The organism is Acetobacter indonesiensis (assembly GCF_000963945.1).
Lineage (GTDB): Bacteria > Pseudomonadota > Alphaproteobacteria > Acetobacterales > Acetobacteraceae > Acetobacter > Acetobacter indonesiensis.
On record NZ_BAMW01000012.1, the window covers coordinates 1 to 16,812 of the forward strand.

Genomic DNA, 16,812 nt, shown 5'->3' on the forward strand with positions numbered 1-16,812 from the left:
AATCTGCTTGAGGCGAATGGTGAAAAATACCTCTTCCCTGATCTGACCATTTCCACTTCTGGCGAGAGAGGCGATAATTTTGCCCGCTCGTTTTCAAAGCACAAAAAACGACTTGGTCTTCCCGATGCTGTGACGTTCCATTCTTTCCGCCATACCGTCAGCACAAAACTTAGAAATCAGGAAGCGCACATTAGAGAGTTATGGATTGATACTGTCCTCGGCCATGAAGCAACCCACAAGAGTCAAGGAACAATGAACTACACAAGCGGGATTGAAGTTGCCAATCTCAAGCAGGTCACTGAAGCACTTACCTATCCACCCGAGTGCATCATGGCTTTCTGAAAGCTTTATAGTGACAGTCTTGTTTGCATAAAAACAAAAACAGGAAATCGGGCATCTCAATAGGTTATCTTTAAGAGGAGCCAGCAGTGCCAGACGGCTACCCAAAGGGTAACGTCTGACAGCTGGCAAGGGGGAATACTTCCCCCGTTGACCCCCTTTAAGGAGAACCTTGTTATGCCGATTGCCCGAACTTCCCGCCTTTCCGTCCGTGCATCACCCAACGAACTGATAGTTTGGAACCATATCGCGCGCCGTCATGGTCATGTGACCACGTCTGACTGGATACGCTCTCTGCTGACTTCCGCTGAATTCTCGGGGGATGATGGTCCACCCGTTTCGGACGAACTGCGCAGACTACGCACCCAGCTTTCACGCGTTGGCAATAATCTCAATCAGCTTGCTCACTCTGCAAATTGTGGCGATGCCGTCCATTGCCGTTCTGTGCTGGGCGACATCGAAACCCTGATCCATCGGCTCGACCGCATTCTGTCACGATCTCGCAAAAAGCCTTCCAGAAGAATAGCCCGTCGCACGTGCGACACGACTGTAACCCTGCATTGATTGCCTGTGACCATGCGTCATGATCGTCAAAGAAAGCAGAATTAAAACACGCAGTGGTGCGGGGGCTTTGAGTCATCATGTCCTGCATGGCGCGAAAAATGAAGCCATTCGCGTACTGGCTGGATCAGACTGGCTGATGCGCGACCATATGCAGGAGGCAAAACGTGAGCGTTTAACATATGGTTTGCGCCATATTGCTTTTAACCCAGCACAAGCCATGAGTGATGCCCAGCTTGCCGAGTTCGCTGGTCACCTCTGTCAGGAACTCAAGGCTGATCCCAGTCATATGACCCTCATCATCCACCAGAAAGACGGATTGACTCATGGTCACTTGATCTTACCGGAATGGCAACAAGACCGCGTTCTTGAAAGCCGGTTTAGCTGGATGCGCCTTGAGAAAGTGGCCCGGCTTGAAGAACTACGATTAGGGCATGCTCTGGTGCCCGGCAGACATGACAAGACCATTGCAAAGGCCCTTCATAAGCAGGGATACCATCATGAAGCCGAACAGGTTGAATCGCTTATCCCTCCTTCAGACAATCTCAAACCCCGCGCAGCCTATACAGCACAGGCGAGACGGATGGCGGAACGACAAGGTGTTGATCTGGCTACCCGGAAAACACTGGTGGCGACCCTGTGGTCTCACTCTGACGGCCTGAAATCCTTCCGCGCAGCACTGAAAGAGCATGGCCTGACAATGCGCGAGGGAGACAGGAAAGACACCAGACCGGGAGCACACATCATTGAAGATGAGAATGGCACGCTGATTGGAAGTTTCACGCGCCTCACCAAGGTCAGAATGGCAGATTTCCGAAAACTGCTTTCTGAAGAAAACACTTCCAGACAGAAGCCAGCCGTCATCCGTCGCCCCAAGAGAAACAAGTTCCAGCAGGACCTCTACCGCAAACGGGTTGCAGATGTGGACCGACCCGCCCGTTCCCCTCAGCCCGTCCCTCACACTGGCCCGATTATCAGAACTGTGGAAGAAGCCCGCCTGCGACGTCTCCTCTTAAACGCCCTTCAGGACAGACAGGCCATCCTTGACCAGCAGGCTCCCGCCATGAAGCAGCCTCTAGCAGACAAGGACGTCATTCTGGCGCAATGGAGGAAGAACCTTCAGCCTTACGAGAAACAACTGAGAAAAGCGTATGATCGCTATTGCTCAGCAAAAAAGGTCTCTGAGGAAGCCAGAAAAAGCGTCTGGCAACGACTGAGTGGAAAACATAGACGCCTACAAAAGCAGTTTGACCAGACCGCATTAGATTTTCTGGAAGTGCTCCGATTTGCCATTCAGGGGCTGCTCTTTGTGGTTGGCCTGAGATTACGTCCGCCTGATCCGGTGCGCCCTGTTGTGACTGAACGGAACAGACCCAGACTGGAGCGCATCAAAACAAAATATGATGCGGAGTTTGCCGCTCTGGCTAATCCGCAAGAACGTGAAGACTGGCTGAACAAGGAGTTTGAAGCACAAAACCGGGCACGTCAGAGGCTGATTTACGAGTGGAACGAAAAACACCGCCCAGCCAAGGAACAGGCCCGTCGCGATATGTCCCTGTTTCGCTCTCTCCTCGACAGCAAACCGTTTTCTGCCGAGCGGGCAGAATTTACAAAACTGGCATCACAGATGCCTCTGGAGGATGGCCTGCTCCGAGCACTACAAAAACCTATCCAAAGCCGAACTAATCAGCACTTGGGAATACAATTCCTTTACCAACAATGTCGCCTTCGAAGGAGGAAAGTAAGATATCAGCTTTTAGGTAAAACTGCCCGGCAATCAGCCACGCATAACGCTAATAACATTTATAATGGATTCTCCTAAAGGGCATCAGTTAGAGTTCAGTGAAACTGCTCTAGTAACGTGTCTAAGGTACCAACGTGCCAAAACATATGGACAACGTTGTTTAGATGAGTAATTTTAATGCAATGAGCATTCAAAAACCATTCAAGGTAAGCACTCACCTAAAGGACATAATCGGACGTGATTTGGTCACGAACGAGTTCGTTGCAATTTTTGAATTGGTCAAGAACTCTGTGGATGCTGGCGCCAACCTGATTCAAATTGAAATCGACCCGAATGCCAATCTCATGCGGATTGTCGATGATGGCAAAGGCATGGGAATTGATGATATCATCGGAAAATGGTTGTTCGTTGCCTATTCCGCCAAAGCGGATGACAGTGAGGATTTAGATTACCGAGATAAGATAAAGCTTCCCGGAGGATATGCAGGCAGCAAAGGGATCGGCAGGTTTTCTTGTGACACTCTTGGGAAAAAGTTAAGACTGTATTCAAAAAACAATGATAAACTACAAAAAGCTTTTAGCCTTTCAGTGGACTGGTCGAAATTTGAGCGTGACAGCAAAGAAGAATTTAAAGATGTTTTTGTAGACCTTAATGAAGATGACAAATTCCCCCCCCTAAAAATGGCCACCACTCCAGCTGGGTCCGGTACTATACTACAAATAGAAGAGTTACGTCATGAATGGGATGACGAAAATGTACGGCGCCTCCGCAGCTATCTAGCAAAATTAATTGATCCTTTTGGCACAACAAAATCCGTAAAAGTTGTTACTTATTTGGTCAACTCCAACCCACATGACGAAAAACTCAATGGTCCTGTCGGGAATGATATTGCAGACATTTTGAGAGAAAAAACTTCTCGAATCAATGTGTCAATCTCCAAACATAAAATTATATCTGAGTTGATAGACCGCGGAAAATTAATATACAAAATCTCCGAACCTAATTTCTACCCTGAACTTCAAAGATGTAATATTAGTGGCGAAGTGTTCTTTTTAAATAGAAGCGCCAAATCTACATTCCGACACCGAATGAAAGTTACCTCTGTCGAATTTGGAAGTGTTTTTCTTTTCTTGAATGGATTTCGAGTCTTTCCTGTTGGCGAAGAGACTGACGATACTTTAGGTCTAAACAGAAGGAAACAGCAAGGAACATCTAGATATCTCGGTACCCGCGATATTTTAGGGCGTATTGATGTTCAGGCCCCGCAAAAAATGTTCCGCGAAGCCTCCAGTCGAGACGCTGGTTTGATTGAGGATGCTAACAGCCGCGCTCTTTTTGAAGCCATCAAACAAAAAATGATTTATCGTCTTGAACGCTATGTTGTCGGCGTCAATTGGAAGGATAAAGTCGATCAGGGCAGGGATACTCCCGTGGGGCTTGAAGGCGATCCTGCAAAAGCCAGAATACTTCAGATCGTAGGGGGTCTTGCTCGGACGAAAAATATTGAAATCCTAGATTTTGACCAGAATATCTTAGATTTAGCCGATGCTAGAGAAGCCGCAACGGAAAAGACACTTACTGATCTCATCGCAATTGCTGAGCGTGATGGTGATAGCGACCTATTGAAACGAATAGAACAAACACGAGCACGCATCGCACAGCTTGAAAAGGCAGAATCTGATGCTAGGCGAGAAGCAAACAGGCTAGCTTATGAACGAGCACAATCTGACGCGCGGATTATCCAACTTGAAAAACAGTCTCGCTATCTGGCAGCCAGTCAAAACTTGGATGCAGAACGCATACAACTTTTACTTCATCAGGTGAATATCTATTCTGGCCATATAGGATCAAGTACCACGAGAGGACTCGGGGGTGCACAGCAGATTCTAAAGGCACTTTCTGATACAGATGACATGCAACCAGAAGAATTCGAATTACTCTCCGGAGCACTTCGAAACTCAGTTCGCACCCTAATGGACGACTTTTCGTATATTCGGTTAGAGAATAACCGACTTCAAACTATATCGCGATTTGCACCAAATATTAAAGTCAACCTTGAAACTAGCCACATACAAGGAGACCTTATAGAGTATTTGTCTGAGTATTTTTCTGTAATGCTAGCGGACACAGGACGTGCACCTAAAGTCCACTTTCAAACAAAAATCGATTCTTTGAAAAGCGAATTTTCACCCTTCGATATTGCAGTTGTTGTCGACAATCTGATCGACAACGCAAGAAAGGCGAATGCACTAAATATCTGGTTCGTTGCGAAGGCACCGCAAAATAAGGGCAAACTAGAACTTCATGTAAGTGATGATGGTCAGGGCTTTGATTTAGATAGAATTGAGAGAGATTGTGTGTTCGATAAGCACTATACTGGCACTCATAATGGAACAGGCCTAGGATTATTCCATGTGGCACACGTATTAGAAGAGATGGGGGGAAGCATAAAATTCGATCCAAAATCGGATATTACACGTGCAGATTTTATCATCACCATTCCGGAAAATACGAAATGAAGCTACAATTTGGTTTACTGTGGATTGAGGATAGCTACTCTGAGCAAGAAGAAAATGAGATCAGAGCCGGAGCTGCCACAGCAGGTTTCGAGTTAGAGATAAAGAATTCTAAAGATGGCTCCGATTTGGATTCTCTTGCTGAATATCACAGGAAATTCCATGCGTTCGATCTAGTTCTTTTAGATTTAAAACTCGCCGGCGGCGTAAAAGGCGATAAGCTAGCTCAAAAAGTTCGGGACCTTTTTCGTTCAACACCGATTCTTTTCTATAGCGGCAGCGATACGGAGTTCGCACTGCGTAAAAGAATGGCTAGAGAAGGCATTGAAGGGGTTTTTAGCTCCCGTCGAGAAAATTTTACCACCCGCGCCAGCGAATTGATTCAGGACTATGCTCACACTCTTAATCGTCTATCCGGTATGCGCGGCCTAGCAATGGAAATTGTGGCCGAGGTCGATATTATTTGTCAAAGCGTAATTTCTAAAATGGCTGTTGGTAAATTAGAAGATAAAACTATTTCCTCTTTGAATAAAGCTGTCTGTGACCAAGCTTCTAGCACTCTCAAAATATTCCCAAGTTTGGAAGGCCTGCAAAGAAGATTGGATCATCCAGCTACGGACAGCATGAAAACATTTGATACTTTTCGGGAACTGATAAAGGAACATCTTAGGTCATTATCCCCCGGCGATAACAAAGATCGTTTGAGCGCTTTAGTCATAAAGACACGAAGCTATCGCAAAGACGTGATTGAGGTCAGAAACGTGCTTGGTCATGCTCTAGAAGAGCGTAATGATTCAGGATGGTTAATTCTGGATCGGCACGGAACGACCTACATGACTGTTGCTGACTTTCCTAGATTTCGCAGCAGCTTCCTTGAGCATCTGCGAGCTATGCGAGAAATTTCTGGAATTTTGATCTAGCAGTAATGTGTGAATAGTTTCACCTATGGCTCTAGCCAGAAGCGGCGGAACAGCGTTTCCAACTTGCGTATACCTTGGACAGTCATGCTTACGGCGATGACCGCCGGTTGTGTAGGGGCCGCAAAATTGAAACCAATCAGGAAAGGACTGCAAACGTGCGTGTTCCCGAACGGTCATTGTTCTAGGTTCCGAATAGTGGACTAAATCATCTGGTAATGTTGTGATAGTCGGAGCAGGTACTAGAGGGTTGAGGGGGGTCACAGACCTTTTTTTAATGCCGAATTTTTCTCTGTCCTCAACTGATATGGACTGCCCCCTCTTGCAGTTGTTCAGGATATCTTCAAAACGAGCGACTACTTTCTCTGAGTGCTTTGCAAGCCTCATATCGGTTGGTTTGCCACGCCAACCATTACGCATCAGACGTAAATAAGATGATTTGGTTTTTGGTGCTCTGTACAATAGGGATTTGAATCCGCTCTGACCAAATTCCGGATCATCAATAAGTTCAGCTCCTATTGTTTCCAAATCACTCAAGGCATCAAATACAGACGTAGGAGTCATCCCGAGTCCGAGCTTATTTAAAAAAGAGCGTCTGCTAACTTTGAGACGCTCAATCGGATTAACACCAGGCAACGTGTCTTTTTCGATGCCGATAAGTAAATACCGAGGCCGCCTTTGTGGAACTCCAAAATCGGAAGCCGGTAATATGGTCTCAAAGGATTCATATCCGAGCTCAGTCAACCTATGTTGTGAAAATTTGGGGTAATTTCCGAATATGCCATGAGGCATTGATGCGAATCCCTGAACATTCTCAAGCAGAACTATTTTAGGTCTAATTAAACGAACAAAATCAAAATAAGCATTGATCATTTTACTTCGCGGGTCTTCAGGATCACGACGCCCATTCATGCTAAAACCCTGACACGGAGGGCCTCCAGCAATAAGATCGACTTTCCCTCGAAGTTGGACTAATTCTCTCTCCTTCTTTTCAATAACATGTAGAATATCATGTGCTCGTTGTTCGAGCCAAGCAGGCCAGCGACTCTGATAGGGTTTCCCCTGTACTAAATTTTGATGATACGTAGCAAACGCGTGCTGGTGCGCTTCGATCGCAAATAAATGCTCAAATCCAGCTTGACTTAAGCCTAGAGATAAGCCGCCGCAGCCCGCGAATAGGTCGATACAAGTGAAACTCATAAGTTGTATGATATCTCGAAAACCAAAAATTGTCCAGGAGTAAGCTGCTGTATCGGCAGATAATGAAAACTATGTAGGCCGTCTGCTTTTCGAAAGTATGAAAAACAACGCTCCAGCGTCTCAGATGAAGGCGTATCCTGCCTGTCTGCTATAAATTTTCAGACAGGCATGAAAACAGCCAATCTCTCAGCAGATGGCTAAAGAGGTCATTCTTTCCCGTATTAAAATCTCCACCATCATTCTTAGCTGCCTCAGATCACCGTTAAAATTTTCCTGCAATACTGCTTCTTCGACACCATCCAATGCTACCCATCTGGCGTCCATATTAATACTGGCCATGAAATTGGCCACCATCTGTCGAGCCATCTGCGGAACATGACTTTTTTGAGGACAAGGCACGTGTACAACATGACAGCGTGAACGCAACGGCGCAGGGACTTTTTCCAAAGAATTTGCAGTCAAAATCCATCTGACATGGGAGAGATTAACTTCTGTATTCAAACAAACATCATAAAAAGTCGCAGCTTCACCAGGCTCAAGAAACTGCAACAGGGCATCTTTTACACTGCCATTCCGACTACCCTCAGAAGACTTGTCGATCTCGTCTAGGATAACGCAAGGATTAGCCACTTCTGCCTGTGCAACATATTCAACAATCACCGAAGGGCGTGGATTACTATAGGTTGAATGCGTACCCATGAATGACAAGACATCAGACATCGCCCCCACATTGATGGTCATACAGGGATAGCCAAGTGTTTTGTTATAAACTCTGGCGAGTGTTGACTTACCACAGCCGGGCCGACCCACTAAAATTACAGGCTGAAAGCCATGGGAGCGTCCAAACACTGTGCGCGTTAAATCTGCCGAGGCTAAAGCTTTAATTGCATCCCGTGCGTATGGAAACCTTTCTTGAATCTGTTCGATATTTTGTTGAACATTAAAAGGCTCATGAATACCAACAGGAGATTCTAACCTACGGACGTGGCGATAGAGATCACCACCAGACGAACTCGCACTGACGCGTTTTGGAAACGAACACCCTTCCCTAAGAAGAAAAACCTTCTCCTCTTTCGCCAGATCATCAGCTTCCCGTGGCGGTTCTGCGTTACGAGAGTTCGTTCTAATTTTCCTTGCAGGCCCAGAAAAACTGTGTTGGTCCTTTGAAGAGCTATCATCCTTAGCTTGGTAGTTGTCAGACATACAATCACCCCATCAGATAAGTTGGCTAAAACGCCCCGAATGAAGCGCCTTATCTGTGCAGGCTGCAAAATAAATAATAACGACTTAAAAAAACCTTTTCTTCGAAATAACCTTTAGCATATTGCTCGTCACAGGTCAATCGCTGATTGCCCCTCCCTTGCCTGTAAAAGCGCTTTCCCGCGCACTCTCAAGCAAGAGACATCATCCTTCTCTAACGGGATCATTTACCGTGAAAAAACTTCTTATTCTCCTCTTCGCCCTCACTATGCTTCCTCTCTCATGCGCTGATGCGCGCCCAAGGACGCTGGGAGATTTTTTTGCTGGACGAAATCCTGACACTCCGGCCGTTCCACCTAGCCAACAAGACAAAAGAACCTTGGCAGACCTTCTTTCTGGCAGGAACGCTCCAAAAACCAAACCATTCCCGACTGCTCGCAATGGCAATATTCTTCCATCTCGTCCAAACGGATGTCTTGCTGATGCCGCCGCCGGAGCTGTTGCAGGTGGCTCAATGCGCTCTCGGCACCCAATTCTTGGTGCTGGTGTTGGATGCGCTTACGGGTCTTATCAACGACACCAATGGCAGAAACAGTTAAACGCTTACGATTCTCAAACGCCTCCAACACATTAAAACGGCTACTATATATCACATCAAGATCGACAAAATTTTGATTTCTTGATGATAATACCTGAAGAAACCTCTATAACTCTGAGACGTTCATTGTCCGGAAAACGGTCGTTTCTGAAGAGTTGTCAAGCAGCATCGGACGCACGGTATCGCTACTGTCCCTTAAACCTGCTTTTCGACACGCTACACCCCGCACTTTAGTGTGCGCCAGACAGTGCTTTTGCTCACCTGAAAAATTTTTGCAATTTCTGACAGCGATCGTCCGGCCTTCTTCAATTCGCAGACATGCGTTCTTTGAGACGATGTCAGGACAGGGCGTCGACCCAACTGGACACCTGCCAGCCTTACAGCTGCCAATCCTGCCTTTGTACGTTCTCTGATGATCTCTCGTTCAAACTGCGCAAATCCAGCGAGAATTGTCAGAAAGAGCTGTCCATTAGGGGTGCCTGTTTCTATCCCAATATTGAGTATACGGACACGTACACCTTGTTCTGTAAGGTTACGGACCAGTCCCATAACGTCGACTGTGTCACGCCCCAACCTATCCAGCTTTGCCACCACAACGCTGTCACCCTTCACGAGCCTTTTCAATAGGGATGACAATCCAGGACGCTCGACAGCGGGAATACGCCCTGAAAGAGTGTCCGTGATGATCTCCTCAAGCCCTTCTCGTTTCAATTCCAGAACCTGAGGATCATGCGTCTGTTCATCCGTAGAAATCCGAGCATAACCATAACGTGCCATCATTTCTGTCCCCTTCTGTCAACGAGACACATTTTTGGGACACTTAGACTCTACTTACGACTTCCAAGAGAACATTGTCCCAAAAACGACGGATTTTGAACACGACATCAAACAGCAACTTGGTTCTCTCCCATGACTCAACGCTCTTCAATCCGTCTTTTTTCAATACCTCTTTTAGGTCTGCCAATCTTACTGTCGGCCTGCTCAGGCAGTGCCCCAAGCAAGGAAGAAGTGGCAAAACTGGAAGCAAGCCTTCTTAACCAACCTATAAACATGTTGTTGTGGCGAACTCGTACAGATCAACAACTTGATGTCGATGATATCAAGATCGTCAAATATAGCTGTCAGGTTGTTAAAGATTTTGATTCGGCGTTTGATTGCACGGTGAGCTTTACACTTAACGATGAGCCCCAGAAAAACACACTCCGCGCCATTCATCATGAAGATGGAAAATGGCGTCTTGCAAAAGAGCAGCCCAATTAATCATACGCAGATTACTTGAAGCTTAATCTGACCTAAAAATTCAATAGGACAAAGAGCAGTCATGACTAAAACGTCCGCATACTCTTTTCTATCGTCATTTAAAAACTTTATTTTTTATATGGAATAATATGAATATTTATTTTTCTAACACGACAGAAAGTTTTGTTGCGTCTAAGTGGGTGTATCCATAATTTTTCTCACATCCTCTAACAGAAATTTAGTCAAGGCATTTTGAGGATTATACCGTGAGAACGCGAGATTAGCCTCATATAAGTATTAAAATAAGTGGAGATTCATATGGAAATAAAAATTGCTGGTAATGAATACTCATTTCATACTTTGTCTGGCCAAATTAGAGGTATAGAAAAATGGACTGAGACCACTGTAAAATCACAAGGTGGCGGTGGGTATATTCATCCGCAACATGGAGGCCATATTAGCGCTCCAACAATTACAACAAGTAGTAAAGACCGCCAGAGTTTTTGGTTTGTCGCTCACGATGGACAGGAATTTAAATTAAATGCAAATGATTTTTCATGCCGAGAAGGACAGAATAGTTTAATTTTATTTGGTAATTTGAAAAACAAAAAACCCTATGAAATGATGGCCATAAAAAACTTGGCAACCAACAACATCCATGTATTCGGCGAAAGCATTAGTATTTTCCCAGAAATATGGAATTCTTTTAAAAAAGATAGCTTTATATCATTTCTATTTATAATTTTTCTTATCATTATTTTTTGGTTGTCCGGTACTTTTTCTGGGCGTGACGTTGGTCCAACTGTGATGCTTATTTTCTTTTGCTCACTTATAGCTGTCGTTATTGTCATATTCAGAGCTCATAAAATCAACAATAAATATGAAAATATAGTGAGAAAAACAATAAACGACTTAAATAAATTTGAATGATTTTCGTTTTTTAAAAATGTTTTGACGAACTATAAATTAATAACTCTATTAATAGTCGATTTACTGACATTAAAAAGAACTGCTATTTGTCGCAAAGACATACCTTCATGTGACAAGTGAACGATGTGTCTCTTCTGTGGTGCTGTCAGGCGTTCTGGTCGTCCAAGTTTTTTGCCTGATGCTTTAACTGCGGCTAGTCCAGCTCGTGTTCTTTCTCTTATAAGTTCGCGCTCAAACTCAGCTATAGCCATTAATATGGTCAGAAACATTCTGCCATTCGGTGTTCCTGTTTCTGCGCCGATGTTAAGAATACGGACGCGGATACCTTGTTCGTCGAGTTCACGCAGCAAACTCAGAACGTCAAGCGTATCCCGTCCCAAACGGTCTAAACGGCTGACCACGAGACTATCGCCTCTCTTCATTCTCTTCAGCAAATTCGAAAGTTGTGGACGTGCTCGTGCTGGCACCGCACCTGAAATCACTTCTGTAATAATCGTCTCCACCCCCTCGTACTTGAGCGCCAGGACTTGAGAGTCATTGACCTGCATCTCGGTTGAAACTCTCACATATCCAAAACGTGCCATGCCGATGCCTTTGGTAATGACTTCAGGCACATCAAAAGGCGCACCTAAAACGAGAGGTCTCGTATCATGCTCGCGTGAGATTGTAAACGTCTTTGGTTCCATATACTCATGTATATGTATATTTATATCGCTTTACCTAAAAAAACGTCCTGAAATTTTGCGTCATTCTTGCTTAAAACTGCTTTTTTGGCGCAACATGGCATGAAAGATGAAACTTCCTATTCTGATGGTGGAGACGTTTATTCATGCCTGTTTTGCTGGCTTCACAGTGTCGTGCAGCCCGTGCCATGCTCGGCCTTTCCCAGAAAGATCTGGCACATCTTGCTGAGGTAGGCTCCCGAACACTGGCTGATTTCGAAACAGGGACACGTTCTCCCCATCACAGAACTCTCAAAGCCATCCGTCAGACACTGGAAACAGCGGGAATTCTTTTTATTGATGGGGAAAGCAATCTGGGCCCAGGCGTAAGACTTAACAGTCAAGAACACCCGGCTCTCATACCAAGCTTGGAACCGCATGCCCCTGACCTGCGACAGGAACTCAGTCCTGACGCCATCCGATAACCATTACCGGAATGACAGAAAAACATCATAACGCCGCACAGGTTGAAGCTCTCATCTTCGTTTCCGATGATTTTGAGCCCCGCTTGGATGGGCTAAAATCTTTCCGCTCAGCACTGGAGGAACGTAGTCTTAGATTACGTGAAGATGATCGACAAAAGATACGCCCTCTTCAGACTGAACGGAACAGACCCAGAATGGAAAGCCTCAAAACGAAATATGATGCAGATTTGCAGTTCTATCCAAAGCGGAACTAATCAGCACTCTCGAAGATAACCCCGGCACCACTAATGCCACCTTTGGGGGGTGAACGGAAGGTCGGTTATCTGCCACTATGGGGGGTAAACGGAAGGTCGGCTTTCTGGCGGGCGATCGGTAAAACCGGACACGCACAAGGACGAATCTCGCAAAGTCTTTCATCCCATTCCGATCGTTCAAATAACCCGCGAGATTTTCTGAAACCCGACATTTTCTTATGAATCAGCCAAGCGCCGGTCAATTAATTCAGTGTAAATGTTCGGATCCCACTTGCTCCGCCACTTCGCCGCCGATAGCGCGATATTGCCGCCCATAATCGCCAATCACCGCACAATATTTTCGGTTATTGCGCTGTAAGTCCCGCCGATAGCCCTCCATAGCACTATTAAATGAGGGTTTTCACTTACCCGACCAGATAGCATAGATTACCCCGAAAATAGCCGCCGATTGTACGCTGGAAATTGCGCCTGGCGCCTGACGTCCCCACCGCGAGCGATGACAGTTTTGCGCTAGCGGCGGACATTGAGAGGTTGACGAAGGCCGCAATGGATGTTGGCACTCGTAGTGCATTTGGCGAAGTCGGCTGCCCAGGCCGAAAGCGCAAGTCAGAACGAGCTCCTCACTCCCGCCGAGGATCAAGACAGTGGCCGGGCAACATCGTTGAGATACCACGCTCGTAACCATGTGAGGTGTTGCAAATTTTCTTGTTGTCTGCAACAAGGAATCATGTCGCTGCAAACGATCCAATTCACCCAAGAGCAAGCGCGCGATCTCGCTGGCGTGTCGCCAGGCGAAGTGCGTGCATGGCGCAAGGCAGTGAGCTACCTCGCCGCCAAGCCGGGCAAAGCGGCTCGTTTTACCTTCGTAGACATTCTTGGACTGGCGATCACGCGGCGGATCACCGGCGACTTCCACGTTCGCATCAGTGATATCGGTGACAGCATGGACGCGCTTTTTCGCGCCTTGTCAGAAACTCGCCCCTCTGATCTTGAGGGCTCGATCGCTTTGATTGACGCTCAGACGGCGCGATTGGTGGCCGGCTCAGACCTTGCTGCAAAGCCGCTTAAAGATCCGACTTTCGTCGTCCCCTGCGACCAGCTCATCCACGATTTGAGCCAGAGAGTGATGCCGCTTGCGCCTGCCTCGGTGCAAGCTGCTCTGCCGTTCGCGCCCCAGATGGTGAAGAAGGGGCGATGACTAGCGCAGCCCTTCAACAAGTCCTGTCGGCGACCGGCTATATGGCCGATGGCGAAGCTGCACCGGGCGTTCTACTGGGTGACGAAGCGCGCTTTAGCCGCCGGGGCCGTTCTTTCACGCCTGATGCCATGTGGCGCGGCCAATCCTCGTTGACGGTCTATTTCAAGTTCGCTTCTAGCCTGCCGGCCGATGAGGAATTAGCCGCATGGCGTCAGGAAATCTGGAATGAGGGTTTCGCGCCCCTTCTCTGGGTCGTGTCTCCAGACCGCATAGATCTTTATAATGGCTTCGGCCGGCCTCGACCCGATGCCGATCCGGCCAAGAACCGTCTTGCGACCTTCCAGACGATCGCCTCCGGACTGGAAGAGCTCGACGCGCTCGCAGGCCGCTTCGCCATGGAGACCGGGCAGTTCTGGACCAAAACGAAGCAGGTGGATCGCAAGACCGCAGTCGATCAACAACTACTGTCGGATCTTGCCGTGCTCGAAAGGGACCTAGTCTCGGCGAACCTCGCCCGAGGCGAAGCCCAGGCGCTGATCGGCCGGGCGATCTTCACTCAATATCTGCTCGACCGCGACATCATCACCGCAGAACGGATGAACAGTCTTTGCGGAATGACACGTCTATCAGCCGCGCTGCGCGACCGGCAAGCAACCAGCCAGCTGTTTCAGTGGCTTTCTAAGACCTTCAACGGCGACATGTTCCCGCCGTCCTCGGCGGCCCCACCTGCGCCAGAGCATCTTTCCCGGGTCGCGAACTTTCTGGACGCCGTCGATCCGGTCAGCGGGCAGACCACCTTCTTTCCGTATCAGTTTAACGTCATCCCGGTAGAGCTGATCAGTTCGATCTACGAACAGTTCGCACACTCCGGCGCCGCGCCCATTGCTGGACGAGCCCGCTCCACGGAGGCCACCCGCGCAGGCGTCTATTATACCCGCCTGCCTGTGGTCGCCTTGATCCTTGACGAGGTCATGGACTGCCTCGACGGCGAACAGACCGTGCTCGACCTGACGTGTGGATCGGGCGTCTTCCTCGTCGAGGCGTTTCGGCGGTTGGTCCACCTGCAGAGCTTGAAAACGCCGCTGACGAGGAAGGGCATCCGCAAGACGCTATATACCCAGGTCTACGGCGTCGATATCAGCGAAGCTGCGATCAGGGTCGCGGCTTTCAGCCTCTATCTGGCGGCCCTTGAACTCGACCCTGATCCCCAGCCTCCGGAAGGCCTGACGTTCGAGCCTCTAATCGGCCGAACGCTATTTGTTGGTGACGCTCGAACCATTGAGCAGACAGGCGCTGGGACCGAACATCTCATTGAAGATGACGGCCTAAAGTCGTTCGACGTCATCGTCGGCAACCCGCCCTGGAGCTTCAAGGGTAAAGCCGGCACGGCCGATCGGCGCAAGGGCGGACAGACCCTTCCCGCCCAGCCACGGGGCGTGGGCCTCGACTTCCTGATGCGGGCTGCCGAATTCGCGAACCCGCAAACACGGTTCGGCATGGTTCTGAGCGCCACCCCATTCTTCAGCGCCAGTAAAACAGGCGCATCGGCGGCACGCCACGTGGTCCGAGCTTTGGGCCCGGTGACACTCGTCAATCTCTCGAACCTCCGATCCTGGCTGTTCGAGGGCGCAGCGATGCCGGCCATGGTCCTGTTCGCCCGGCATCGGCCCCAGCCAACCGAGACCTTGACCATCGTCCAGGTCCCATGGTCGCCCGCGGGGCCGCGCTCCCACACCTTCGACATCGCACCCAGCGATATCGTCCGTCTGTCGCTGGACGACTGGGAAGCACGGCCCACCCGCCTCAAGACGGCGGCTTTCGGCCGGCGCCGGGACCTGCGTCTGGTTGACGATCTCACCGAAAGGCATCAACCGCTTGGTGAGCGGCTTCGTGATCTGGAAACTGTGCTGGGCGATGGCCTCATTCTTGGCAAAGCCGAGAACCGGAACCGCGACGCGGCTTACCTGACTGCGCTCGACTATCTACAGAAGGACGACCTGCAACCCTTCGCCGTGCCCGACTACTTACCCTCGTTCGGACTAACCGCCGCGCAGTGGCCGCGTGATCGGGCGCTCTACAAAGCGCCCCTGCTGCTGGTGAAGGAATTTCTGCCCGGGGAGCCGAGGCCATTGACCGCGGTCTCCGATCGCGATCTCGTCTTCGCCGAAGCCTTCTTTGGCGCACCCTTCCCCGCGTCCCATCGCGAAGCAGCCCATATCCTCGCCGGAATCTTGAGCTCAGCCTTGGCGGCTTGGTTCTTCCTCATGACCGCCGGAGAGTTCGGCCTCTACAAACGGCGTCTCTTCCGACAGGACGTGGCGCTGCTGCCTACGCCGGATCTCAACCTGATCGCGGGTTCAGATGCCGGTCGAAAGATCTATGCGCTTGAGCAGCAATTCCGAACTCGGGCTCTGAACGCAGAAGATTGGATCGCGCTCGACGAGGCTGTCTTCGATCTCTACGGACTCGACTCCGACGACCGGATAGTGGTGCGAGACGGGCTCCTCAAAGCCGAATGGCAATGGAGCGCGGGGCTTTCCGATTCTATGATCCCGGCGGACCCGCGCGAGGATGTCGCGGCCTATGCACAGACCTTCTCAGCCGTGCTGGATCGATTGCTTTCGGCGCGTCGCCAACGAAGCATTCGAGCGGAAGTGTTCGACCTGCGTGGCACGGATGCGATGCGGATTGTCCGGTTCGTCCTGGAGGACGGCGCCAAGTCCCCGGAGGTGGAAATCGTCTCGCCCGACGGAAGTCTCGCGGCAGTCTTCGGACGGCTCGAGGACCGAATGAAGGTGCCTCTCGCCAGCGCACTCACCGGTCAGCGCGAACTGCGGGTCCACGGCCGCAACGAGGTCGTGATCATCAAGCCCGCAGCTCGTCGACACTGGCTGAAGAGCGTGGCGCTTGAGGATGCAGATGCGGTGATCGCCGAGAGCTTTGCGGGGCGCCGACATTGAGGATCCCTC

General features: G+C 49.1%; 15 protein-coding genes. 11 read left to right on the forward strand and 4 right to left on the reverse strand.

Annotated elements, in window-relative coordinates; translation table 11 throughout:
• The 5 genes from Abin_RS04640 to Abin_RS04660 all read left to right on the forward strand — a co-directional run.
• Positions 1-342 (forward strand): tyrosine-type recombinase/integrase (locus tag Abin_RS04640; RefSeq protein ID WP_048845201.1); only part of this gene is annotated, 342 nt, incomplete at its 5' end.
• A gap of 174 nt (positions 343-516) precedes the next feature.
• Positions 517-903, forward strand: a complete 387-nt coding sequence (mobC, locus tag Abin_RS04645) for a plasmid mobilization relaxosome protein MobC (protein ID WP_048845202.1) — start codon at positions 517-519, stop codon at positions 901-903.
• Between the two features lie 67 nt (positions 904-970).
• The gene (locus Abin_RS15785; protein WP_255319400.1) at positions 971-2,722 is read left to right on the forward strand and encodes a hypothetical protein; all 1,752 of its coding nucleotides are present in this window, start codon (positions 971-973) and stop codon (positions 2,720-2,722) included.
• Positions 2,723-2,808: 86 nt separating this feature from the next.
• Entirely contained in the window at positions 2,809-5,163 is a 2,355-nt protein-coding gene (locus Abin_RS04655) for an ATP-binding protein (protein WP_255319401.1), read from the forward strand.
• Positions 5,160-6,080 carry a response regulator gene (locus Abin_RS04660; protein WP_048845203.1) on the forward strand — a complete coding sequence of 307 codons (921 nt, stop codon included), beginning with the start codon at positions 5,160-5,162 and terminating at the stop codon, positions 6,078-6,080. The genes Abin_RS04655 and Abin_RS04660 overlap by 4 nt, the downstream gene beginning before the upstream one ends.
• Here the strand turns inward: Abin_RS04660 and Abin_RS04665 are convergent.
• A complete protein-coding gene (locus tag Abin_RS04665; protein ID WP_084593466.1) occupies positions 5,964-7,277 on the reverse strand; it encodes a DNA cytosine methyltransferase in 1,314 nt (437 codons plus the stop codon). The genes Abin_RS04660 and Abin_RS04665 overlap by 117 nt on opposite strands.
• A 186-nt stretch (positions 7,278-7,463) precedes the next feature.
• Positions 7,464-8,480: an AAA family ATPase gene (locus Abin_RS04670; RefSeq protein ID WP_084593467.1), complete on the reverse strand. Its 1,017-nt coding sequence runs from the start codon at positions 8,478-8,480 to the stop codon at positions 7,464-7,466.
• A gap of 317 nt (positions 8,481-8,797) precedes the next feature.
• Between Abin_RS04670 and Abin_RS04675 the strand changes: the two genes are divergently transcribed.
• Positions 8,798-9,076, forward strand: a complete 279-nt coding sequence (locus tag Abin_RS04675) for a hypothetical protein (RefSeq protein WP_146867713.1) — start codon at positions 8,798-8,800, stop codon at positions 9,074-9,076.
• A gap of 215 nt (positions 9,077-9,291) precedes the next feature.
• Here the strand turns inward: Abin_RS04675 and Abin_RS04680 are convergent, their stop codons facing one another.
• On the reverse strand, positions 9,292-9,855 hold the full coding sequence (locus tag Abin_RS04680) for a recombinase family protein (RefSeq protein WP_255319402.1): 564 nt from the start codon (positions 9,853-9,855) through the stop codon (positions 9,292-9,294).
• Between the two features lie 129 nt (positions 9,856-9,984).
• On the opposite strand from Abin_RS04680, the gene Abin_RS04685 reads away from it, so the two are divergent.
• Together Abin_RS04685 and Abin_RS04690 are read left to right on the forward strand one after the other, a co-directional pair.
• Positions 9,985-10,335, forward strand: coding sequence for a hypothetical protein (locus Abin_RS04685; RefSeq protein ID WP_048845206.1), 351 nt, complete (start codon positions 9,985-9,987; stop codon positions 10,333-10,335).
• A gap of 297 nt (positions 10,336-10,632) precedes the next feature.
• Positions 10,633-11,244 carry a hypothetical protein gene (locus tag Abin_RS04690; protein ID WP_146867714.1) on the forward strand — a complete coding sequence of 204 codons (612 nt, stop codon included), beginning with the start codon at positions 10,633-10,635 and terminating at the stop codon, positions 11,242-11,244.
• 29 nt (positions 11,245-11,273) lie between these two features.
• On the opposite strand, the gene Abin_RS04695 is transcribed toward Abin_RS04690, so the two are convergent.
• Complete coding sequence (locus tag Abin_RS04695; protein WP_255319403.1) at positions 11,274-11,858, reverse strand: recombinase family protein; 585 nt, start codon at positions 11,856-11,858, stop codon at positions 11,274-11,276.
• A 215-nt stretch (positions 11,859-12,073) separates the two neighbouring features.
• Between Abin_RS04695 and Abin_RS04700 the strand changes: the two genes are divergently transcribed.
• From Abin_RS04700 to Abin_RS04710, 3 genes are all read left to right on the forward strand, one after another.
• On the forward strand, positions 12,074-12,391 hold the full coding sequence (locus Abin_RS04700) for a helix-turn-helix transcriptional regulator (RefSeq protein WP_084593468.1): 318 nt from the start codon (positions 12,074-12,076) through the stop codon (positions 12,389-12,391).
• A gap of 981 nt (positions 12,392-13,372) precedes the next feature.
• Positions 13,373-13,843, forward strand: coding sequence for a hypothetical protein (locus tag Abin_RS04705; RefSeq protein WP_143217204.1), 471 nt, complete (start codon positions 13,373-13,375; stop codon positions 13,841-13,843).
• Positions 13,840-16,803, forward strand: a complete 2,964-nt coding sequence (locus Abin_RS04710; protein ID WP_048845210.1) for an HsdM family class I SAM-dependent methyltransferase — start codon at positions 13,840-13,842, stop codon at positions 16,801-16,803. The genes Abin_RS04705 and Abin_RS04710 overlap by 4 nt, the downstream gene beginning before the upstream one ends.
• The last annotated feature ends 9 nt before the right edge of the window (positions 16,804-16,812 follow it).